The 21,520-nt window shown below is 66.6% G+C and carries 19 protein-coding genes and 1 pseudogene; 4 read left to right on the top strand and 16 right to left on the bottom strand.

The window, feature by feature from the left end; genetic code table 11:
- Positions 1 to 31: 31 nt before the first annotated feature.
- Genes QF031_RS12090 through glnA form a run of 3 tightly spaced genes read right to left on the bottom strand, consistent with a single transcriptional unit; the run spans position 32 to position 4,931 of the window.
- A complete protein-coding gene (locus QF031_RS12090; protein WP_307428222.1) occupies positions 32 to 580 on the bottom strand; it encodes a GNAT family N-acetyltransferase in 549 nt (182 codons plus the stop codon).
- Entirely contained in the window at positions 570 to 3,581 is a 3,012-nt protein-coding gene (locus QF031_RS12095) for a bifunctional [glutamine synthetase] adenylyltransferase/[glutamine synthetase]-adenylyl-L-tyrosine phosphorylase (RefSeq protein WP_307428225.1), read from the bottom strand. Before QF031_RS12095 ends, QF031_RS12090 begins: the two co-directional genes overlap by 11 nt.
- Before the next feature lie 9 nt (positions 3,582 to 3,590).
- The gene (gene glnA, locus QF031_RS12100; protein ID WP_141160830.1) at positions 3,591 to 4,931 is read right to left on the bottom strand and encodes a type I glutamate--ammonia ligase; all 1,341 of its coding nucleotides are present in this window, start codon (positions 4,929 to 4,931) and stop codon (positions 3,591 to 3,593) included.
- A gap of 288 nt (positions 4,932 to 5,219) precedes the next feature.
- On the opposite strand from glnA, the gene panB reads away from it, so the two are divergent.
- Positions 5,220 to 6,107 (top strand): 3-methyl-2-oxobutanoate hydroxymethyltransferase, encoded by an 888-nt coding sequence (panB, locus tag QF031_RS12105; protein WP_307428228.1) that lies wholly within the window; start codon positions 5,220 to 5,222, stop codon positions 6,105 to 6,107.
- A 136-nt stretch (positions 6,108 to 6,243) separates the two neighbouring features.
- Here the strand turns inward: panB and QF031_RS12110 are convergent, their stop codons facing one another.
- Complete coding sequence (locus QF031_RS12110; protein WP_255175160.1) at positions 6,244 to 6,408, bottom strand: SPOR domain-containing protein; 165 nt, start codon at positions 6,406 to 6,408, stop codon at positions 6,244 to 6,246.
- Between the two features lie 119 nt (positions 6,409 to 6,527).
- Between QF031_RS12110 and map the strand changes: the two genes are divergently transcribed.
- Positions 6,528 to 7,406: a type I methionyl aminopeptidase gene (map, locus tag QF031_RS12115; RefSeq protein ID WP_307428232.1), complete on the top strand. Its 879-nt coding sequence runs from the start codon at positions 6,528 to 6,530 to the stop codon at positions 7,404 to 7,406.
- Between the two features lie 109 nt (positions 7,407 to 7,515).
- Entirely contained in the window at positions 7,516 to 8,319 is an 804-nt protein-coding gene (ppgK, locus tag QF031_RS12120) for a polyphosphate--glucose phosphotransferase (RefSeq protein ID WP_307428235.1), read from the top strand.
- A gap of 51 nt (positions 8,320 to 8,370) precedes the next feature.
- On the opposite strand, the gene nrdR is transcribed toward ppgK, so the two are convergent.
- The 3 genes from nrdR to QF031_RS12135 form a co-directional block, all read right to left on the bottom strand.
- A complete protein-coding gene (nrdR, locus tag QF031_RS12125) occupies positions 8,371 to 8,871 on the bottom strand; it encodes a transcriptional regulator NrdR (RefSeq protein ID WP_307428238.1) in 501 nt (166 codons plus the stop codon).
- A gap of 138 nt (positions 8,872 to 9,009) precedes the next feature.
- A complete protein-coding gene (gene hisD, locus QF031_RS12130) occupies positions 9,010 to 10,383 on the bottom strand; it encodes a histidinol dehydrogenase (RefSeq protein WP_307428241.1) in 1,374 nt (457 codons plus the stop codon).
- 4 nt (positions 10,384 to 10,387) lie between these two features.
- Entirely contained in the window at positions 10,388 to 10,921 is a 534-nt protein-coding gene (locus QF031_RS12135; protein WP_307428244.1) for a hypothetical protein, read from the bottom strand.
- A 128-nt stretch (positions 10,922 to 11,049) separates the two neighbouring features.
- Between QF031_RS12135 and QF031_RS12140 the strand changes: the two genes are divergently transcribed.
- A complete protein-coding gene (locus tag QF031_RS12140; RefSeq protein ID WP_307428247.1) occupies positions 11,050 to 11,550 on the top strand; it encodes a flavin reductase family protein in 501 nt (166 codons plus the stop codon).
- 90 nt (positions 11,551 to 11,640) lie between these two features.
- Here QF031_RS12140 and dnaE read toward each other — a convergent pair whose 3' ends face one another.
- From dnaE to ftsZ, 9 genes and pseudogenes are all read right to left on the bottom strand, one after another.
- Positions 11,641 to 15,198, bottom strand: a complete 3,558-nt coding sequence (gene dnaE / locus QF031_RS12145) for a DNA polymerase III subunit alpha (protein ID WP_307428250.1) — start codon at positions 15,196 to 15,198, stop codon at positions 11,641 to 11,643.
- Positions 15,199 to 15,248: 50 nt separating this feature from the next.
- Positions 15,249 to 16,175 carry an RluA family pseudouridine synthase gene (locus tag QF031_RS12150; protein WP_307428253.1) on the bottom strand — a complete coding sequence of 309 codons (927 nt, stop codon included), beginning with the start codon at positions 16,173 to 16,175 and terminating at the stop codon, positions 15,249 to 15,251.
- Positions 16,168 to 16,740, bottom strand: a complete 573-nt coding sequence (gene lspA, locus QF031_RS12155) for a signal peptidase II (RefSeq protein WP_307428256.1) — start codon at positions 16,738 to 16,740, stop codon at positions 16,168 to 16,170. The genes QF031_RS12150 and lspA overlap by 8 nt, the downstream gene beginning before the upstream one ends.
- A 95-nt stretch (positions 16,741 to 16,835) precedes the next feature.
- The gene (locus QF031_RS12160) at positions 16,836 to 17,516 is read right to left on the bottom strand and encodes a DivIVA domain-containing protein (protein WP_307428259.1); all 681 of its coding nucleotides are present in this window, start codon (positions 17,514 to 17,516) and stop codon (positions 16,836 to 16,838) included.
- Between the two features lie 175 nt (positions 17,517 to 17,691).
- Positions 17,692 to 17,980, bottom strand: a pseudogene (locus QF031_RS12165) (YggT family protein).
- A gap of 127 nt (positions 17,981 to 18,107) precedes the next feature.
- Complete coding sequence (locus tag QF031_RS12170) at positions 18,108 to 18,638, bottom strand: cell division protein SepF (protein ID WP_307428262.1); 531 nt, start codon at positions 18,636 to 18,638, stop codon at positions 18,108 to 18,110.
- A gap of 90 nt (positions 18,639 to 18,728) precedes the next feature.
- Complete coding sequence (locus QF031_RS12175; protein WP_307428265.1) at positions 18,729 to 19,487, bottom strand: YggS family pyridoxal phosphate-dependent enzyme; 759 nt, start codon at positions 19,485 to 19,487, stop codon at positions 18,729 to 18,731.
- On the bottom strand, positions 19,480 to 20,169 hold the full coding sequence (locus QF031_RS12180) for a polyphenol oxidase family protein (protein WP_307428268.1): 690 nt from the start codon (positions 20,167 to 20,169) through the stop codon (positions 19,480 to 19,482). The genes QF031_RS12175 and QF031_RS12180 overlap by 8 nt, the downstream gene beginning before the upstream one ends.
- An 8-nt stretch (positions 20,170 to 20,177) precedes the next feature.
- Positions 20,178 to 21,431, bottom strand: coding sequence for a cell division protein FtsZ (ftsZ, locus tag QF031_RS12185; protein WP_307428270.1), 1,254 nt, complete (start codon positions 21,429 to 21,431; stop codon positions 20,178 to 20,180).
- Positions 21,432 to 21,520 lie beyond the last annotated feature (89 nt).

Raw genomic sequence — 21,520 nt, forward strand, 5'->3', positions numbered from 1 at the left:
CGCTTACTAAGCGCAATGCCGGCCCGGCGCGTTACGCCCGCACAGCAGGGACGTCAGGTGTGGCGAAGCTGTGGAACATGGTGCGCTGCGGCCCTGCCGGGCCTCCCAGATACGGTCCCGCATCAACGAAGCCGGCACGGCGGTAAGCGGCCTGGCCCGCAGGATTTTCGTCATTGACGGAGAGTACGACGCCGGTCTCGCAGCTTTGGTGCCGGGCGGTAAGTTTCCGGGCTGCCTCCACAGCGGCGGCCGCCGCAAGGGCGCCCAGCCCTTTTCCCTGGTGCCGCCGGTCGATGAGGAAGCCGCGCAGCAGCCAGGCCGACCAGTCGTCGGGCCAGCCGGCCAGGCCGGCCGCTCCTTCCTGAAGGGTCAACAGGCCGACAGCATCGCCGCCGGACTCCACGACATAGGGGTGCCGTAACTCTTCCGCCAGTCCTGCCAGGGCCATGCGCAGCGGGTCGCCCACGAAGCGGTCCTGGCCGGGCAGCAGCGACAGGTCCGCGATCGCACCCAGCTGGATGGCACGGGCACCTTCATCGAGGTCCCGCAGGGATATCAGCCAGACCCAGTCAGTGGCCATAGAAGACGCGTTCAAAAACGGCACGTGCCCGCCGGCTCACCCTCAGGTAGTCCTCCTCCAGCGCGGCTGCATGACCCGGCTCGTAGCCGCACCAGCGCGCCACGGCCTCCAGGTCGCGGCGCGAGGACGGCAGGAGGTCGGAGGCCTTACCGCTCCAAATGACGTTCGCGGACCGGATGCGGCTGGCAAGGCGCCAGGCCTCCGCCAGCAGACCGGCGTCGGCAGCATCCAGCAGGCCAAGCTCCTCGGCGGCTGCGAGGGCCTCCAGGGTGGACGTGGTCCGTAGTTCCGGATGCTTCCCGGCGTGCTGCAGCTGGAGCAGCTGGACCAGCCACTCAACGTCGCTGAGGCCGCCGCGGCCCAGTTTGAGGTGGCGTGCGGGGTCAGCACCGCGCGGCAGCCGCTCGGATTCCACCCGCGCCTTGACGCGCCGGATCTCCCGCACGTCCTGTTCCGCCACTGACTCCGGGTACCGGATGGGATCGATGAGCTTGAGGAAGTCGGCCGCCAGGGTGTCGTCACCTGCCATGGGCCGTGCACGCAGCAGGGCCTGGGCTTCCCAGATCAGGGACCAGCGGCGGTAGTACTCGGCGAAGGAGTCCAAAGAGCGCACCATGGCTCCGTTCTTGCCCTCGGGCCGCAGGTCCGCATCCATCTGCAGGACCCGTTCCGCCATGATGGCCGGTTTCAGCGGCTGGGTGAGCAGGCTGGAGACTTTGGCAACGATCCTGCCGGCCTGTTCCTGTGCCTCCGCGTCGGAGAAGCCGGGAAGGGCGCGGTGCACATACATGACATCGGCGTCCGAGCCGTAGCCGATCTCACGTCCACCCTGGCGGCCCATGGCCACCACCAGGACCGTGGTCTTGAGCGGTCCGTCCGCGGAGACTATGCCTTCGGCCACCCGCAGGGCACCGAGGACGGCGGCCCGGTCCGTGTCCGCCAAAGCGCTGCCCACCTGGTCCTGGTCCAGAAGCCCGGCCGAATCAGCGATGGCGATGCGCAAAATCTCCCTGCGCCGGATCAGCCGGATCAGGCGCATGGCGCTTTCCGGGTCCGAGTGCCGGGACATCTTGGCCGTGATCTCCTGCCACTGGGCTTCGAAGCCCAGCGGTACCAGGTCCTTGTCCTGTCCCAGCCAGGCCACCGACTCCGGCGACACCTCCAAAAGGTCCGCGATCAGCCGGGAGTTGGCGAGCATGTGGCACAGGCGTTCGGCGGCGGCATTGGAGTCGCGAAGCAGGCCCAGGTACCAGTGCGTGGTGCCCAGCGCCTCACTGACGCGGCGGAAGGCGAGGAGGCCGGCGTCGGGGTCCACGCCTTCGGCGAGCCAGTCAAGCAGGATGGGCAGGAGCTGGCGCTGCAGCGCGGCCCGGCGGCTCACCCCGGCCGTCAGCGCCTCAATGTGGCGCATCGCCCCCTGGGGGTCCCGGTATCCCAGGGCGGCAAGCCGGCCCTGCGCGGCCTCGGGCGTCAGTCGGGCGTCCTCGCTGCTGAGTTTGGCCGCCGAATTCAGCAGCGGCCGGTAGAAGATGCGTTCGTGCAGTTCGCGGACGGAGCGCTTGGTGCGCTGCCACGCGGACAGCAGGGAGTCCGGGGTGGGCCGCTCGTTGGAGAACGGCCCCAGCACGGCCTTGGCCAGGGAGCGCAGTGCCGGCTCAGCCACTGGCATGAGGTGGGTTCTGCGCAGCTGGAACAGCTGGATGCGGTGTTCCAGCAGCCGCAGGTACCGGTAGGCGTTGTCGAAGGCTGCCGCATCGGAACGGCCGATGTAACCTCCGGCGGACAGTGCGGCGATCGCGGAGGTGGTGTCCCGCCGTCGTAATGACTCATCTGCCTTGCCGTGCACCAACTGGAGCAACTGCACGGTGAACTCGACGTCGCGCAACCCGCCGCGGCCCAGCTTGATCTGGCGCTGCTCCTCCGCAGCGGGGATATGCTCGGTCACCCTGCGGCGCATGGCCTGGACGGACTCCACGAATCCCTCCCGCCCCGCGGAGCTCCAGATCAGCGGCGCCACGGCGTCCTCATAGGCCCGGCCCAGCGCGGCATCGCCGGCGATGGAACGGGCCTTGAGCAGCGCCTGGAACTCCCAGCTCTCAGCCCACCTGGCGTAGTACGCCTCGTGGGAGGCGAGGGTGCGGACCAGCGGCCCCGACTTCCCTTCGGGCCTCAGGTTGGCGTCCACCTCCCAGAGCCCGGGTTCCCTGGCCACCGACGATATGGCCCGCGAGATGCCGCTGGCCAGGGCTGTCCCGATAGTGTTGGCGTGTGCGTCCTCGAGGCCGCCCGGGTCCACCACGTAGATGACGTCGACGTCGGAAATGTAGTTCAGCTCCCGGGCTCCGCACTTGCCCATGCCGATCACGGCAAGGCCGACGTCGGCGATGTCCCCTGCGGCGTGCTGCTCCGCCGCCTCCGCACGGGAAACCGCGAGGGCGGCCTCGATGGCGGCTGCGGCCAGGTCCGCCAGTTCACCGCCCACTGACGGCAGGAAGTCCAGCGGATCCGCCGCGCACAGGTCCTTGACGGCGAGGTCCACCAGCCCGCGCCGGTAGGCCGTGCGCAGGGCGGCGTAGGCGTCCATGCCGGTGGCGGCAGCAACGGGACGGGCAGTCCGGGGGTCTGCGCCCACCGACTGCAGGAGCGTGGTGCGCAGCCGGTCCGGGTCGGCGGGCAACGGCTCGGGGCTGGCCCGGACCCGGAAGGCCTCAAGGTGCTCCGGGTGCCTGATGAGGAACTCCCCCAGGGCCTCCGACGCGCCGAGAACCCGGTACATCGGCTCGCTGGCCTCCAGCTCCGCGGCGGCCAGGTCGCGCAGCTGCGGGTGCTTTTCGATCAGCCGGACCAGGGACTGCAGGGCAGTGTCAGGGCTGGCCGCCAGCTGCAGCCCGGCAAAGAGGCTGTCCTGGTCCAGCCCCTCGAGTTCGGGCGCGGCAAGGAACCGCTCGCCCTTTTCCAGGTCGCTGAATCCGGCCGCGATGAGGCGCCGTGCCAGGCTCACGGCAGGCACCTAGAGGATGCCGAGGTTGCGCTGCAGCTCGTAGGGCGTCACCTGCAGCCGGTAGTCCTGCCATTCGGCGCGCTTGTTGCGCAGGAAGTGCTCGTAGACCTGTTCACCCAGGATCTGCGGCATCAGCTCCGAGTCCTCCATGGAGCGGATGGCATCATGCAGGCTGGCGGGCAGCGGATCGTGGCCCATGGCGCGGCGCTCGGCAGAGCTCAGCGACCAGACGTCGTCCTCGGCGGCAGCCGGCAGGTCGTAGCCTTCCTCGATGCCCTTCAGGCCTGCGCCGAGCAGAACAGCGTAGGCCAGGTAGGGGTTGGCGGCTGAATCAATGCCGCGGTATTCGATCCGTGCAGACTGGCCCTTGCCGGGCTTGTACAGCGGCACCCGGACCAGCGCTGAACGGTTGTTGTGGCCCCAGCTGAGGTAGCTGGGGGCCTCTCCCCCGCCCCACAGGCGCTTGTAGGAGTTGACGAACTGGTTGGTGACGGCCGTGAACTCGGGCGCGTGCTTAAGGATCCCGGCAATGAACTGGCGTGCGGTCTTGGACAGTTGGAACTCCGCACCCGCCTCGAAGAACGCGTTGCTGTCACCTTCGAACAGCGAGAAGTGCGTGTGCATGCCGGAGCCGGGGTGGTCGGTGAACGGCTTGGGCATGAAGGTGGCGTAGGTTCCCTGCTGCAGTGCCACCTCCTTGATGACGGTGCGGAACGTCATGATGTTGTCCGCGGTCTGCAGCGCGTCTGCGTAGCGGAGGTCGATCTCGTTCTGGCCCGGGCCGGCCTCGTGGTGGCTGAACTCCACGGAAATGCCCACGGATTCCAGCATGGTCACCGCGGTTCGGCGGAAGTCCTGGGCCACGCCGCCGGGCACGTGGTCAAAGTAGCCGCCCTCATCCACGGGCACGGGCGCGCCGTTTGGACCTGGCTCGTGGGACTTGAGCAGGTAGAACTCGATCTCCGGGTGGGTGTAGCAGGTGAAGCCCATGTCCGCGGCCTTGGCAAGGGTGCGCTTAAGCACGTTGCGGGGGTCGGCCGCGGAGGGCTCGCCGTCGGGGGTGAGGATGTCGCAAAACATGCGCGAGGTCTGCTCGGTCTCGCCGCGCCACGGCAGGATCTGGAAGGTGGCGGGATCCGGCTGGGCCAGCATGTCCGACTCAAACACGCGGGCCAGGCCTTCGATCGAGGAGCCGTCGAAGCCGAGGCCTTCCTCGAACGCGCCCTCGACTTCCGCCGGTGCCAGCGCCACGGACTTCAGCGACCCCACCACGTCGGTGAACCACAGGCGTACGAAACGTACGTCGCGCTCTTCGATTGTGCGCAGGACAAACTCTTGCTGGCGGTCCATGATGGCCCTCTTCTCCGGTCAACGTCCATGCTCCGGGTCCGCGCAAGGGGAAAGCCGGCAGCAGTTCATCAACACTGTACTAATCATTCTGCGCCGATGCTGAAGCCTGCGCCGTGCGTAACACAGCATTAACTTGGCCGTTCATGCGTGGCTGCTCCGGACAGCCGCCAACTCCTGTTCCTGGCGCCACATCCGATGGCCCGCACGGCTGCCGTTATGACGCTCATCACCGCTGCCCGGCCGTGACCGTGGTAGCTAGGACGGCGGGTACCGCACTACGCTCATCCCATGGCCTCCAACAGCTCTGACTCCAGCGCGTCCGCAGAAGTACCCGCCCCCTACGGCAGTGGTCCGGGTGTGCCTGCCCCGGCTGAACGGAAGCCGGCGAAGGTCCGGATCCACCACCTCCAACAGGCCAAGCGCGACGGCACCAAGTTCGCCATGCTGACCGCGTACGAGCAGTACACGGCCGAGATCTTTGACGCGGCAGGCATCGAAGTGCTCCTGGTGGGTGATTCAGCCTCCAACAACGTTTTTGGCAACGAGACCAGCCTCCCTGTCACCGTGGACGAGCTGCTGCCCCTGTGCCGCGCCGTGGCACGGTCCGCCAAGCGCGCACTGGTGGTGGCGGACCTGCCGTTCGGCAGCTACGAGGTCAGTGCGGAACACGCCGTTGCAGCCGGTGTCCGGTTCCTGAAGGAAGGCCTGGCGCACGCCGTTAAAATCGAGGGCGGGCAGTACTACGCACCCACCGTCCGGGCCATGGTGCAGGCGGGCATTCCGGTCATGGCGCACATCGGCTTCACGCCGCAGAGCGAACACGCGCTGGGCGGCTACCGCGTCCAGGGCCGCGGCGACGACGCCCAGCGCCTGATTGACGACGCCGTGGCGCTGGCCGAGGCGGGCGCGTTCTGCGTGCTGATGGAAATGGTCCCCGCGGAGACGGCAGCAGCGGTCGATGCAGCAGTGGACGTCCCGACGGTGGGGATCGGCGCCGGCAAGGCCACCACGGGCCAGGTGCTGGTGTGGCAGGACATGGCCGGACTGCGCGGCGGAAAGATGGCCAAGTTCGTCAAGCAGTACGCAGACCTGCGCAGCACACTGCACGACGCCGCCACCGCCTATGGCAACGACGTCCGGTCAGGCGGGTTCCCCGGCCCGGAACACTCCTTCTAACTTCCCCTGACGACCCCGGAACTGCTGCCCGCGGGTGCCGCCTGTCGGCACTCCTCCGCGGACTGCCTCGGCCGCTGGCGGCCTCACCTTGACGTCCGCTTCCGGAGCACCGACAGGCGGCCGGATGCACCCGGCCTCAGTCGTCGTCGCCCTTCTCCCAGGCCTCATTGCGGGCCCTGACCTTCTCGATGGCGTGCTCCGCTTCTTCGCGGGTCTTGTAGGGCCCAATGAGCTGGCTCCAGTCCGAGAGCCGGTCCTCTTCCACTTCGTGGGTGTTGATGTTGAACCAGTACTCAGTCATCGTTGCTCCTCGTTCCGGCGACGGGGAAAGCAGGTGATCCACGTAACACAAACACTTACGGGTCCCCTCCGCCGCTTGTCGGTTGTTAGGCGTTCTGTGGTGCCTTATATGATCAATCTATGCCTTCCCTTGCCTCGACTGCACCCATTGGCACCCTCACCCCGGGTACCCTGAGTCCGCAGCGTCCCGTTCCGGCGTCCATCCCCCGTCCGGAGTACGTTGGCAAGCCCGGCCCCGCCAAGTTCACCGGCTCCGAGGTCAAGTCCGCCGAAACCATCGAGAAGATCCGGCTCGCCGGAAAGATCGCAGCGCAGGCCATCGTGGAAGTGGGCAGGCACATCCAGCCGGGCGTCACCACCGATGAGCTGGACAAAGTGGGCCACGAATTCCTGCTGGACCACCAGGCGTACCCGTCCACGCTCGGCTACCGTGGCTTCCCCAAATCGCTGTGCTCCTCGCTGAATGAAGTCATCTGCCACGGCATTCCGGACAGCACCGTGGTCCAGGACGGTGACATCCTGAACATCGACATCACGGCCTACATCAACGGCGTCCACGGAGACACCAACTACACCTTCCTGGTGGGGGACGTGGACGAGGAGTCCCGGCTGCTGGTGGAGCGCACCCAGGAGTCATTGAACCGTGCCATCAAGGCCGTGGCGCCGGGACGCGAAATCAACATCATTGGCAGGGCCATCCAGTCCTACGCCAGGCGCTTCGGCTACGGCGTGGTGCGTGACTTCACCGGCCACGGCGTCGGGGAGGCCTTCCACACCGGGCTGATCATCCCCCACTATGACGCGGCCCCCGCCTACAACACGGTGATCGAAACCGGAATGGTCTTCACCATTGAACCGATGCTCACCCTGGGCACCGTGGAGTGGGACATGTGGAGCGACGACTGGACCGTCGTCACCCGGGACCGCAAGCGCACCGCCCAGTTCGAGCACACCCTGCTGGTTACCGAGACCGGCGCCGAGATCCTCACCCTGCCGTAGCCTGTTCCATGCCCGAAGTGGCATGGCTGCCGGTGCAGACCGGACCCCTGTTACGGGCCGCGCAAGCCGGCCCCTTTTCCTGCCCGCCCCTGTCAAGAACGGAATCCCATTGGCCAAGAAGGACGAGAAGTCGCACAAGAACGCACCGCTGATCGGCATCGACATCGGTGGTACGGGCATCAAGGGCGGCATTGTCGACCTGAAGAAGGGCAAGCTGCTCGGAGAACGCTTCCGGGTTCCCACCCCGCAGCCTGCCACCCCGGAAGCCGTGGCCGAGGCCGTGGCCCTGGTGGTGGCGGAACTTTCGGCGCGTCCGGAAGCACCGGAGGCCGGCTCCCCTGTGGGGGTGACCTTCCCGGGCATCATCCAGCACGGCGTGGTCCACTCGGCCGCCAATGTGGACAAGAGTTGGCTTGATACGGACATCGACGCCCTCCTCACCGCCCGGCTGGGCCGGCCCGTGGAGGTCATCAACGACGCCGACGCCGCCGGCCTGGCCGAAGCCCGCTACGGCGCCGGCGCCGGCGTGTCCGGCACAGTCCTGGTAATCACCCTGGGCACCGGCATCGGTTCAGCATTCATTTTCGACGGGAAGCTCGTCCCCAACGCAGAGCTTGGCCACCTGGAGGTTGACGGCTTCGACGCTGAATCGAAGGCGTCCGCCGTGGCCCGCGAACGGGACGGGCTGTCGTGGGACGAGTACAGCGTCCTGCTGCAGCGCTACTTCTCGCACGTGGAGTTCCTGTTCTCGCCGGAACTGTTCATTGTGGGTGGCGGCATCTCCAAGCGCGCGGACGAGTACCTTCCCAACCTCAAGCTGCGCACGCCGATCGTCCCGGCCGTCCTGCGCAACGAGGCAGGGATCGTGGGCGCGGCGCTGGAAATCGCGCTGCAGCACAAGCTGGCCAAATAGGAGTGGTGCCGGTGGCGGCTGCGGCTTCCCCTCCGCTGCCGCCACCGGAGTCTAGAGGGGGGTCTTCTCGGAGCTCTTGGCGCTGGCCGCGCCCTTGGCGTCTTCCTCGGCCTCGTGGCGCAGCAGGGCAATAGCGGTTTCAAAATCCTCGAGGGACTCGAACGCCTGGTAGACGCTGGCGAAGCGCAGGTACGCCACTTTGTCGAGTTTCTGCAGCGGCCCGAGGATTACCAGCCCAACCTCGTGGGCGTCGATCTCGGCAGCACCGGAGGCGCGGATCTGCTCTTCCACTTCCTGCGCCAGCATGGCGAGGTCGTCCTCGCTGACCGGGCGCCCCTGGCAGGCTTTGCGCACGCCGTTGATGACTTTGCTGCGGCTGAAGGGTTCGCCCACGCCGGACCGCTTAATGACGGAGAGGCTGGTGGTTTCCACGGTGGTGAACCGGCGGCCGCATTCGGGGCATTGCCGGCGGCGGCGGATGGCCGAGCCGTCGTCCGCCATGCGGCTGTCCACTACGCGGGAATCGGGGTTACGGCAGAACGGGCAGTACATGGCGTTCCCCCTTTTCGCTCGTGGTGTGCAACGTCAGTAGAGGCCATCAGCACCGCCGGGGGGCGATGCCGTGGCGTCTCCCAGTTTACGGGCATATCTGGGGTAATAACAATCCTGTAATTACTACATGTAGTGGTGTCACCCGAGGCGGGGGAATCGGGCCGTCACGGCGTCGCCGTGGGCAGGAAGGTCCTCGGCGCGGGACAGGCTCACGATGTGCCCGCTGACCTCCGCCAAGGCATCCCTGCTGTAGTTGATGACCTGGATGGCGCGCAGGAAGGTGGTGACGTTCAGTCCGGATGAGAACGCTGCGGTGCCGCTGGTGGGCAGGACGTGGTTGGAGCCGGCGCAGTAGTCCCCCAGGCTGACAGGGCTGTAGTCGCCGACGAAGATGGCGCCGGCATTGCGGATGCGTGCAGCCACGGCGGCTGCGTCCCGGGTCATGATTTCCAGGTGCTCGGCGGCGTAGGCGTCGCAGGCGGCGATGCCCTGCTCCAGGCCGTCCACCAGGACCACGCCGGATTGCGGGCCGGAGAGCGCCTCCTGGACCCTGGCCGAATGCTTCGTGGCCGCGGCCTGCAGCGCCAGTTCCGCACGCACCGCCGCGGCAAGGTCCTCGGAATCGGTGATGAGGACCGAGGCTGCCTTCGGATCGTGCTCAGCCTGGCTGAGGAGGTCCGCGGCAACCAGTGCCGGCTGCGCCGAATCATCAGCAAGGATGGCGATTTCCGTGGTTCCTGCCTCGGAGTCGATGCCGACGACGCCCTTGACCAGGCGTTTGGCCGTGGCGACGAAGATGTTGCCGGGCCCGGTGACGACGTCCACGGGCTCCAGTGCCGGACCAGCGTCCGTGGCTTCAATGCCGTACGCGAAGGCGGCGATGGCCTGGGCCCCGCCGATGGCGTAGACCTCGGAGATGCCCAGCAGCGCTGCTGCCGCGAGGATGGTGGGGTGCGGCAGCCCCCCGAATTCCTTTTGCGGGGGCGAGGCCAGGGCAATGGATTCCACGCCTGCGGCCAGGGCGGGTACCACGTTCATGATCACCGACGACGGGTACACGGCAAGTCCGCCGGGAACGTAAAGGCCCACGCGCGCCACGGGCACCCAGTTCTGACTCACCACCGCGCCGTCGCCCAGCTCGACGTCGACGTTCCGGGGACGCTGGCCGTCGGCGAACTTCCGGGCCCGGCTGATGGATTCCTCCAGGGCAGCCCGCACGGCCGGGTCCAGCTGGTCCAGGGCTTCGGCAATGGCCTCCCGGGGAACCAGCGGGTGTTCCTGCGCCACGCCGTCGAACTTGTCCGCGAGCTGGGCCAGCGCCGTGAAGCCGCGCTGCCGCACGGCGGAAATGATCTGCAGGACCTTGTCCTCGGCATCCGCCACGGTCTGGCCCTTGGCGCGGGGAACAGCTGCACGCAGGGCCGCGAGGGTCAGGTTGCGGCCGCGGAGATCGATGGTGCGGAAGTCGACGGCGGCTGTTACGGGAGCGGGAAAGTCCGGGGAAGTGGTCACCGGCCTATTTTACGGCGCCGAACGCGTCTGCCGTTCCGGCCCTGCCGGCATCGCCCTTCCTGCCGCCGGCGCCTATGAGTTCCAGGACGAAGACCGACACTGCCGTCGCGGCTGGCCAGAGCAGCAGCACCGGCCACGCGCGCAATGAGAAGGCAATGCTCGCGTTGGCAGAGGCATCGACCGCCGGGCCCCAAAGCCGGGCCGCCAGGACGCCTGTCCCCCATGCCACCACGCTGCCGGCCAACGCCCCCACCAGGCCGGTCAGCAGTGCTGCCTGGGGGTCCGGACGCTTGCCGTCGGCCAGGAAGACAGCAAGCAGGCACCCGGCCAGCACAAGGATGCCGGCAAGGGTAAGGTCACGCGGCAGCCAGACCAGGGGTGCGCTGCCGGAGGCCAGTGCCGGGTCGCGCGTGACCAGGTTGAGCCCGCCCGGGGCCAGGAGCCACCACAGGATGCCTGCCGGAATTCCCGCCGCCGCCGGAACCAGCAGCAGGGACCATGGCAGCAGCCGCCGGGAGGGGCGGGCGAAGTTCGTCATGCAACACACCTTAACAAAGGTTCCCCCAACGCCATCCCTGCCTGCTGCAGGGGCCGCCGGTTTTCCCGGTGCGACCGACGGCCAATACGCTTGGAGGAAGAGATAAGCCACCTAGTCCAGGAGTTTCGGTGACCGACAACAGCGAGCCGTTTGAGCAGACCTTCAGGGAGATGTTCCGCCGGCACGCCGCGGGCGTCGCCATCATTACCGTGAACTACCAGGACGAGCCCTACGGCTTTACCGCCACCTCCGTCGCCTCCCTGTCCGCCAAGCCGCCGCGCTTCACCTTTAACATGGCGCGCAGTTCCAGGTCGTGGCCCGCGGTAGCCAACACCCAGTACCTGGGAGTGCACATGCTGGGGCTGGAGAACCAGGAACTGGCAGCACGTTTCGCGCGGCCCGGGAACCGTTTCGAAGGCAACCACTGGGAGACCGGCCCGCACGGGGTGCCCATCCTGAAGGATGTCGCCGGGTGGCTGATTGGCGAGATCCAGATGCGACTCTCCTTCGAGAACAACGCGGTGGTGGTGGTCCAGGTGATGGACGGCCAGGTGGGCGGCGAGGGTTCACCGCTGCTGTACCACGGCGGCGCCTACGGGCAGCCGGTGCCGCTGGACTACGAGATCTGACGCCGGCGGGCCGGCCCGTCACAAACAGGCGGCCGACGGCGGGAGGTGATTCCCGCCGTCGGCCGCCTGTTTGTCAGGTGTCTTGGTCTTTCAGGCGTCCAGGCAGGCCGGGCCCAGCAGGACCTTCAGGTCGCCGAACAGGGACGGGCTGGGGTTCACCCGGAGGTGGACGGGCAGTCCCATGATCTCCGTGCGGGTGTCACCTTGCAGGTGCAGCCGGACCTCGGAGTTGCCGCGGTGGGTGCGCAGCACGTCCCCAAGCTCCGTGACGACGGCCTCGGTGGCCTTGTGGGTGGGCATGGTGATGACCAGCGGCCCGTTCAGGCCCTCGCTCAGGTCCGGAACGGAAAGCTCCATGCAGTTCAAAGTGATGGCGCCGTCGTCGCGCTTCTGGAGCCTGCCCTTGACCACCACGATCAGGTCCTCGGCGAGCACGGAGGCGATGGGTCCGTAGACCTGGCCGAAGAACATGACTTCGATGGAACCGCCCAGGTCCTCGATCTCTGCCCGGGCGTAGGCGTTGCCGCTGGCTTTCGCGATGCGGCGGCTCAGGGAGGTGATCATGCCCGCGATGGTGATGATGGCGCCGTCCTGTGGCCCGTCCTCGCCCAGGATGGTGGTGATGCTCATTTCGGCGTGCTGGGCCAGGAGGCCTTCGAGGCCCTGGAGCGGGTGGTCGGAGACGTACAGGCCCAGCATGTCGCGTTCGAATGAGAGTTTGTCCTTCTTCTCCCACTCGGGCAGGTCCGGGATCTCGATGCTGAGGGATGCCTCCGACTCGGCCTCCTCGAAACCGGCGAAGAGGTCGAACTGGCCGATCGCCTCGTTCCGTTTCAAGGTGATGACGGAGTCGATGGCCTCTTCGTGGATCATGGCCAGCGCGCGCCGGTGGTGGCCCAGGGAGTCGAAGGCCCCGGACTTGATGAGGGATTCGATGGTTCTCTTATTGCAGACCACCGCCGGCACCTTCATCAGGTAGTCCTTGAAGGACGTGTAGGCGCCTTCGCTCTCGCGTGCGGTGACCATGGCCTCCACGGCGTTGGCGCCCACGTTGCGGATGGCGCCCATGCCGAAGCGGATGTCGTTGCCCACAGGGGTGAAGTTCAGGGCCGACTCGTTGACGTCCGGCGGAAGCACCGTGATACCCATGCGGCGGCACTCGTTGAGGTAGATGGCGGACTTGTCCTTGTCATCGCCCACCGACGTCAGCAGGGCGGCCATGTACTCGGGCGCGTAGTGCGCCTTCAGGTACGCGGTCCAGTAGGAGATGACACCGTACGCGGCCGAGTGGGCCTTGTTGAAGGCGTAGTCGGAGAAGGGAAGCAGGATGTCCCAGAGGGTCTTGACCGCCTCCATGGAGTAGCCGTTGTCCTGCATGCCCTGCGAGAAGCCGGCGAACTGTTTATCGAGTTCCGATTTCTTCTTCTTGCCCATGGCGCGGCGAAGGATGTCGGCCTGGCCCAGCGAGTACCCGGCCAGCTTCTGCGCCACGGCCATGACCTGTTCCTGGTACACGATCAGGCCGTACGTGCCGCCGAGGATCTCCTTGAGGGGTTCCTCCAGCTCGGGGTGGATGGGGATGACCTCCTGGATACCGTTCTTGCGCAGCGCGTAGTCCGTGTGCGCGTTGGCGCCCATGGGGCCCGGCCGGTAGAGCGCCAGGACGGCGGAGATGTCTTCGAAGTTGTCAGGCTTCATGAGCTTGAGCAGCGACCGCATGGGACCGCCGTCGAGCTGGAACACGCCCAGGGTGTCGCCGCGGGCCAGGAGTTCGTAGGACGGGGCGTCATCAAGCTCGAGGTTTTCCAGGTCCAGGTCGATGCCCCGGTTCATCTTGATGTTCTCGAGGGCGTCGGAAATGATCGTCAGGTTCCGCAGGCCCAGGAAGTCCATCTTGATCAGGCCAAGGCCCTCGGACGTGGGGTAGTCGAACTGGGTGATGACCTGGCCGTCCTGGAAACGGCGCATGATGGGAATGACGTCGATGATGGGGTCCGAGGACATGATGACGCCGGCGGCGTGCACGCCCCACTGGCGCTTCAGGCCTTCGATGCCCAGCGCGGTTTCGAAGACCTTGGCGGCTTCGGGGTCCGTGGCGATCAGCTGCCGGAAGTCCCCTGCTTCGCCGTAGCGCTTGGACTCCGGATTCTGGATGTCCGCCAGGGGAATGTCCTTGGCCATCACTGCGGGAGGCAGGGCTTTGGTCAGCGTCTCGCCCATGCTGAAGGGGTAGCCCAGCACGCGGGAGGAGTCCTTGAGGGCCTGCTTCGTTTTGATGGTGCCGTAGGTGACGATCATCGCCACGCGCTCATCGCCGTACTTGCGGGTCACATAGTCGATGACCTCCGAACGGCGCCGGTCATCGAAGTCGACGTCGAAGTCGGGCATGGAGACGCGGTCAGGGTTGAGGAACCGTTCAAAGATCAGGCCGTGGCGCAAGGGGTCCAGGTCGGTGATGCGCATCGCGTACGCCACCATTGAGCCTGCACCCGAACCACGGCCGGGGCCAACGCGGATGCCGTTGTTCTTGGCCCAGTTGATGAAGTCGGCAACCACCAGGAAGTAGCCCGGGAAGCCCATGGAGGTGATGACGCCGAGTTCGTAGTCCGCCTGCTTGCGGACCTCGTCCGGGACGCCGCCGGGGTAGCGGTACTGCAGACCCTTGTCCACTTCCTTGACCAGCCAGGAGGTCTCGTCCTCGCCCGGCGGGCAGGGGAACCGGGGCATGAAGTTGGCGTCCGTGTTGAAGGACACCTCGCAGCGCTCGGCGATCAGCAGGGTGTTGTCGCAGGCCTCAGGGTGGTCGCGGAACAGCTCCCGCATTTCCTGCGGGGACTTGAGGTAGTAGCCGCTGCCGGAGAAGGCGAAGCGGGAACCGCCGTTGTCGTAGGTGGGTTCCAGCAGCGTGGAGCCCGACTGGATGGCCAGCAGCGCCTCGTGCGCTTTGGCGTCATGCTCGTGGGTGTAGTGGAGGTCGTTGGTGGCCACCAGCGGCAGGTTCAGGTCCTTGGCCAGCCGCAGCAGGTCGCCGGTGACGCGCCGTTCAATGTCCAGCCCGTGGTCCATCAGTTCGCAGAAGTAGTTCTCCGCGCCGAAGATGTCCCGGAACTCGGCCGCGGCCTCCAGCGCTTCGCGGTACTGGCCCAACCGGAGCCGGGTCTGGACCTCGCCGGAGGGGCAGCCCGTGGTGGCGATGAGCCCCTCGGAGTAGGTGTTGAGCAGTTCCCGGTCCAGCCGCGGCCACTTGCCGAAGACCGAATCAAGGGAGGCGATGGACGAGGCCCGGAAGAGGTTCCGCATGCCCACGTTGTTGTAGCTCAGGAGCGTCATGTGGGTGTAGGAGCCACCGCCGGAGACGTCGTCCTTGCGCTGCGATTCATCGCCCCAGCGCACCCGTTCCTTGTCCGTCCGGGCCGTCCCGGGAGTCACGTATGCTTCGACGCCGATGATCGGCTTGATGCCTTTGTCCGTAGCCTTGCGCCAAAAGTCGAACGCGCCGAACAGGTAGCCGTGGTCGGTGGTGGCAAGCGCGGGCATGCCCAGGCGCTCGGTCTCATCGAACAGCTCCCCAAGGCGGGCAGCTCCATCCAGCATGGAATATTCGGTGTGGGTGTGCAGGTGGACAAACGAATCATTGCTGGAACTCACCGCACTATTCTAAGCGCTGCCCCTCCGCAGTCCCGCCAGGGGCGTCCGTGTCAGGCCTGGCCGGATTCAAGCACTTCCAGGGCATAAGCAAGGTCCTGCGGGTAATCACTGGTGACCGTGACGCGCTCCCCCGTCACCGGGTGGTCGAAGGCAAGTTCACGCGCGTGCAGCCACTGCCGGGTAAGCCCCAGGTTGGCGGCGAGGCGCGGATCGGCGCCGTACGTCAGGTCCCCGGCGCAGGGGTGCCGGAGCGCGGAAAAGTGGACCCGGATCTGGTGCGTACGCCCGGTTTCAAGATGGACCTCCACCAGGGTGGCCTTGCCGAATGCTTCCAGGACCTCGTAGTGGGTCACCGAGGGGCGCCCGTCCTCGATGACGGCGAAGCGCCAGTCGTGTCCGGGGTGGCGGCCGATGGGCGCATCAATGGTCCCGGTCAGGGGGTCGGGAAGGCCCTGCACCACCGCGTGGTACACCTTGTCCACGGTGCGCTCCTTGAAGGCCCGCTTGAGGGCCGTGTAGGCGCGCTCGGACTTGGCCACCACCATGACGCCGGAGGTCCCGACGTCGAGCCGGTGGACGACTCCCGCCCGTTCCGGGGCGCCTGAGGTGGAGATGCGGTAGCCGGCGGCTGCGAGCCCTCCCACCACGGTTGGCCCAACCCAGCCGGGCGAGGGATGGGCTGCCACGCCGACGGGCTTGTCGACGACGACGAAATCGTCGTCGTCGAGCAGGATGTTCAGGCCTTCCACAGCTTCCTCCACGACTTCCAGCGGGTCCCGCCGTTCCGGGACGGTGACATCAAGGGTCTCCCCCGCCACGAGTTTTGCCGACTTTGCCAACGCCTTGCCCCTGTTAAGCACGTGGCCCTCCGCCAGCAGGGACGCGGCCACGGAACGGGACACCCCCAGGATGCCGGCCAGCCCGGCGTCGGCCCGTGTTCCACCGAACTCTTCGGCGACGACGATGCGTTCAGTCATGGCCGGGCTTGTCCTTGTGCCCGCTCCCCAGGCGGGTTCCGTCAAGGGCAATGCCCCGCACGGTGAGGATGCAGATGATGGCGACGGCGGACACCACGGCTGAATCGGCGATGTTGAAGATGGCGAAATTGGGCAGCTGGATGAAGTCCACCACGTGTCCCATGCCAAAGGAAGGCTCGCGGAAGAGCCTGTCCGTAAGGTTGCCCAGTGCGCCGCCAAGCAGCAGGCCCAAAGCCAGCGACCACCACGCCGAGCCAAGCCTGCGGACCTGGAGCAGGATGGCGATGGCAACAGCGGCCATGATGATGGAAAACACCCAGGTGACGTTCTCGCCGATGGAGAACGCCGCGCCCGAATTGCGGATGAAGTACCAGTGGAGAAGTGGCGGAAGCACGGGGATACGCTCCCCCTCCACCATGGTGGAGGTCACCCAAAGTTTTGTGAGCTGGTCCAGGACGTAGGCGAAGACCGCGAAGCCGGCGAACAGGGACAGCAGGACGGCGCGGCGCGGGCGGGGTGGGGGCGGGACAGGGCGTGCCGCACCTGCGGCGAGTTCGTCAGTCATGGTGCTTTCAATTCGTGTGGAACTGGGCGTCAATGCCAAAAGCCGGCGGCCGAGGAATCCTCAGCCACCGGCTTTCAGAATACGTGCTGCCAGGGTTAGTTGGCTTCGCTGACTTCCGGCGTCGCAACCGATCCGCGGGCGTCCAGATCGCGCAACTGGCCTTCGATGTAGGCCTTCAGGCGGGAGCGGTAATCGCGCTCGAAGCCGCGGAGCTGTTCCACCTTGCGTTCCAGGACGGAGCGCTGCTGCTCGAGTGCACCGAGGATCTTGCGGGACTTTTCCTGCGCGTCGTTGACCAGGCTGCTGGCTTCGATCTGCGCTTCGGCGATGATCTTGTCCTTCTGCGCCTGGCCGTCTGCAACGTGGCGGTCGTGCATCTGCTGCGCCATGGCCAGCAGCCCGGCTGCGGACTCAGCGGAAGTGGAGACAGCGCCGGGGGCGGCCGGTGCGGCTGCCGCCGGGGCTGCGGGCTGGACGTCCTTCTTCTTGGCTTCGGCGGCCTTGGCCTCTGCCTCTGCCTTTTCGCGGGCCTCGTCCTTGTCGGCCTTGACCGGCGCGGGGACCTTCTCCACCACAGGTGCGGCAGCGGAGCTTGCCGGCACGCTGGAACCAGCTTCAGCGAGCTTCTTGCGAAGCTCATCGTTTTCCTGGTTCAGGCGGCGGAGTTCAACGACGATTTCGTCCAGGAAGTCGTCAACCTCGTCCTGGTCATAGCCCTCACGGAACTTGGTGGGCTGAAAGCGCTTGTTGACAACGTCTTCTGGCGTCAAAGCCATCTGGTCACCTCACTGGTCTGGTTAGTCAGTAGGCCTTCCGGCCGTCAAAACTACGGTACCTAAATTTGGTCTGCTTACTCTAATTCAACACCGCAGTGTCAAACCGGAGGTTTCTTTGCTTTACAGTAGCCGCTTCAGGGCGGAACAAACTGCATTGCCGCGTCTGGTCGCTGGCTCAGGCCAGGCTCCTGGTGACGCCCATCGCAACACTGACCCCGATGAACAGGATCAGGAAGCCGAGGTCCAGGGAGATGCCGCCGAGCCGGAGCGGCGGGATCAGCCGCCGCAGTCCCTTCAGCGGCGGATCCGTGATGGAGTACACGGCATGTGCCACCACCAGGGCCCGCGCCCCGCGGGCGCCATTCCCTCGCGAACATCTGCACCCAGTCGAACACCAGGCGGATGATGAGGGCGACGAAGAACAGCAGCAGGGCGAGATAGAGAAGTCCGAAAACAATTCCCATGACTTATTTCATATCTCCATATTCGTGCGGAGCGTTAGGGCGCCGCCTGTTGTACTGCTGGTGTCTTGTCTATTTCAGCACAGATGCCAGACAGGTGTCCCTGCCTGGCATCTGACGAGCCCTGATCTTAGCTTTGGTTGAAGAAACTGGCCTGCGTATCACTGGCCTTCTTGTCGTCGCCGATCACTTCGACGTAGGACGGTGAGAGCAGGAACACCTTGTTGGTCACCCGTTCAATGCTTCCCCGCAGGCCGAACACCAGTCCTGCCGAGAAGTCCACCAGGCGCTTGGCGTCAGCTTCACCCATGTCCGTGACGTTCATGATCACCGGAATACCGTCCCGGAAGCTCTCGCCGATGAGCTTGGCATCATTGTAGGAGCGGGGGTGGATGGTAGTGATCTGGCGGAGACCAGTGTTCTCTTCGCGGCTCGAGGCCGCACGCTTAATGGGGGTCACAGGGGCGCGGTATTCCTCTTCGGGGGCGTAGGACGCCTCGCGGCTGACTTCGCGCACCGGCGCAGGGGCGCGGCGTTCCTCGCGGTCAACTTCCATCGGTTCGTCCTCATCCTTATGTGTGGTCTGTTGCTCGGGCTCGTAATGCTCGTCGCCGTCGGCGAGCCCAAGATAGATCATTGTCTTGCGCAGAGCGCCGGCCATGGTCGACTCCTAATCGTGTCCCGTAAGCGGGCCGCCCAATGATTTGACAGCACTGGAGTCCCCCGCCCATCACTTCCAATAGGTCCGACGCTACCCCACGGCGGGACGGGAACCGAGAATATCGGAACCGATTCGCAGGTGTGTCGCACCGAACTTGATAGCGGCCTCCAGGTCCTGGCTCATGCCCGCCGAAATCGCGGTGGCCGCCGGGAACGCCGCCACTAGCCCGGCGGAGATCCCTGCAAGTTTTTCGAACGCCGGCTCCGGCGGCGCGCCCAGCGGGGCAACCGCCATCACGCCGGCCAGGTTCAGGCCTTCGGACCCGGCGATCCGTTCCGCCAGGGCGGGTACCTCGGCTGGGGCGGCTCCACCACGGTGTGCACCGCCGTCGTGTTTTTGGTCTTCAAGGCTGACCTGGATGAAGCAGTCCAGCGGCGCCCGGCCGCTGGCCTCCCTCTCATTCCGGACCGCCTTTGCCAGGGCATCCACGAGCTGGGGCCGGTCCACTGAGTGGACTGCCGACGCGTAGCGGGCCACAGACTTGGCTTTCTTGGTCTGCAGCTGGCCAACGAAATGCCACGTCAGGGCAAGGTCGGCCAGTTCAAGAGCCTTGGCGGCGGCTTCCTGGTCCCGGTTTTCACCGACGTCCCTGATTCCAAGGGAGGCCAGCCGCCGGATGTCCTCCGCCGGGTGGAATTTGGTGACCACGATCAGGGCCGGCAGCCGCCCGCCCCGCCCTGCATCTACGGCGGCCGAAGCGATACGGGACCGCACCGCGGCAAGCCGCTGGGCGAGCTCTGCGGTGCGGGCGTCAGCCTGGCCCTGCCCCGAAGCCGAAAGCTCAGTCATGGCACCAGACCAACCCGGCGAAACGGCCGGTGTTCCGGTCCCGGCGGTAGGAATAGAGTGTTTCGGTCTCGCGCGTGCAGGCGCCTGCGTACTCCACGTCCACCCCAGCGTCCTCAAGCTGGCTCCTTGCGCCGGCGGGAAGGTCCAAGGCAGGGGTTCCCCAGGAGGTGGTGCTCCAAGTGGCGGGAACCAGGGCGGCAACTTCATCGCGCAGCGCGGCGGGAACCTCGTAGCAGGACCCGCAAATTGACGGCCCCAGCCAGGCGCGGATCCCGGAGGCGCCGAGGGACTTCATACTCTCCACCGCGGCTGGCAGGACACCTTTTGCGACGCCGGGCCGGCCGGCGTGCACGGCGGCAAGGACCGGTCCGCTGCCGGACTGCCCGGCCAGCAGCACCGGGATGCAGTCCGCCACCATGACCGCCAAAGGCAGGCCGCAGGACACCATGGCATCGGCTTCCGGTACCGGCGACCCCGCGTCCATCTGGACAACGGTGGTGCCGTGGACCTGGTTCATGAAACGCAGCGACTGCGGGCCCACGCCGATCGCCTGCTCCAGGAGCGCCCGGCGCCCCTGGACCGCGGCAGGATCGTCTCCCACATGCAGGGCCAGGTTTCCTGCACCGGCGTCGGTAAATGCGGCCGACACCCCGGGCAGGATGTCGGCGCGCCAATGGAACAAGCCGGTGCCTACTTCAGGAAGTCGGGGACATCCAGGTCATCCGGGTGGGTTCCGGTCATGTCCGGCTCCACCACGGAAGGCAGGTCGACGTCGAAGCCTGAGTCGGCGGGGACGGCAGAGGGACGCTGCTGCCCCCAGTTGCTGAGCCCGGCAGCGCCGACGCCCGCATGGAGCGGCTGGACGTTCTGCTGGTGGTTTCCATTGCTCTGGTGGTTGCCGGCCTGGGGGTGGGCCGAGGCGGGGGCGGCAGCGGGGGCAGCGGGCCGCTGCGGAGCGGCCTGCGGCTGGGACTGGTCCATGGAGGGCGAGGTGGCCTTGACGTCGTCGAAGCCTGCTGCGATCACGGTAACGCGGGCTTCGTCGCCGAGGGCATCATCGATGACGGCACCGAAGATGATGTTGGCTTCGGGGTGGGCCACTTCCTGCACCAGCCGCGCGGCCTCGTTGATTTCGAACAGGCCCAGGTCGGAGCCGCCCTGGATGGACAGCAGCACGCCGTGCGCGCCGTCGATGGATGCTTCCAGCAGCGGCGAGGCGATGGCGAGTTCGGCTGCCTTGACGGCGCGGTCTTCGCCCCGGGCGGAGCCGATGCCCATCAGGGCCGAGCCGGCGCCCTGCATGACGGACTTGACGTCCGCGAAGTCCAGGTTGATCAGGCCCGGGGTGGTGATGAGGTCTGTGATGCCCTGGACACCGGACAGCAGGACCTGGTCAGCGGAGCGGAACGCGTCAAGGACGGAGACGTTGCGGTCGCTGATGGAGAGCAGGCGGTCGTTGGGGATCACGATCAGGGTGTCCACCTCGTCGCGCAGGGCGTCGATGCCTGCCTCGGCGGAGCCGGCACGGCGGCGGCCTTCGAACGTGAACGGGCGGGTGACCACGCCGATGGTCAACGCACCAAGCGAGCGTGCGATCCGGGCGACAACCGGCGCACCGCCGGTGCCCGTGCCGCCGCCCTCACCGGCGGTGACGAAGACCATGTCGGCGCCCCGCAGGACTTCCTCGATTTCGTCCGCGTGGTCCTCGGCGGCCTGCTTGCCCACCTCGGGGTTGGCGCCGGCACCCAGGCCGCGGGTCAGCTCGCGTCCGACGTCAAGCTTCACGTCGGCGTCGCTCATGAGCAGGGCCTGGGCGTCGGTGTTGATGGCGATGAATTCAACACCCCTGAGGCCGACCTCGATCATGCGGTTGACTGCGTTCACGCCACCGCCGCCGATGCCGACGACTTTGATGACGGCCAAGTAATTCTGCGGAGCTGCCACGTTACGTGTCCCTTGTTCGTGTCTTATTGCGAAAACTGATGGAGAGCTTCAACCTTGAAACCTTAACCTTCGAGTTGAAGGTTATAGTT

This window comes from Pseudarthrobacter defluvii (assembly GCF_030816725.1).
GTDB lineage: Bacteria > Actinomycetota > Actinomycetes > Actinomycetales > Micrococcaceae > Arthrobacter > Arthrobacter defluvii_A.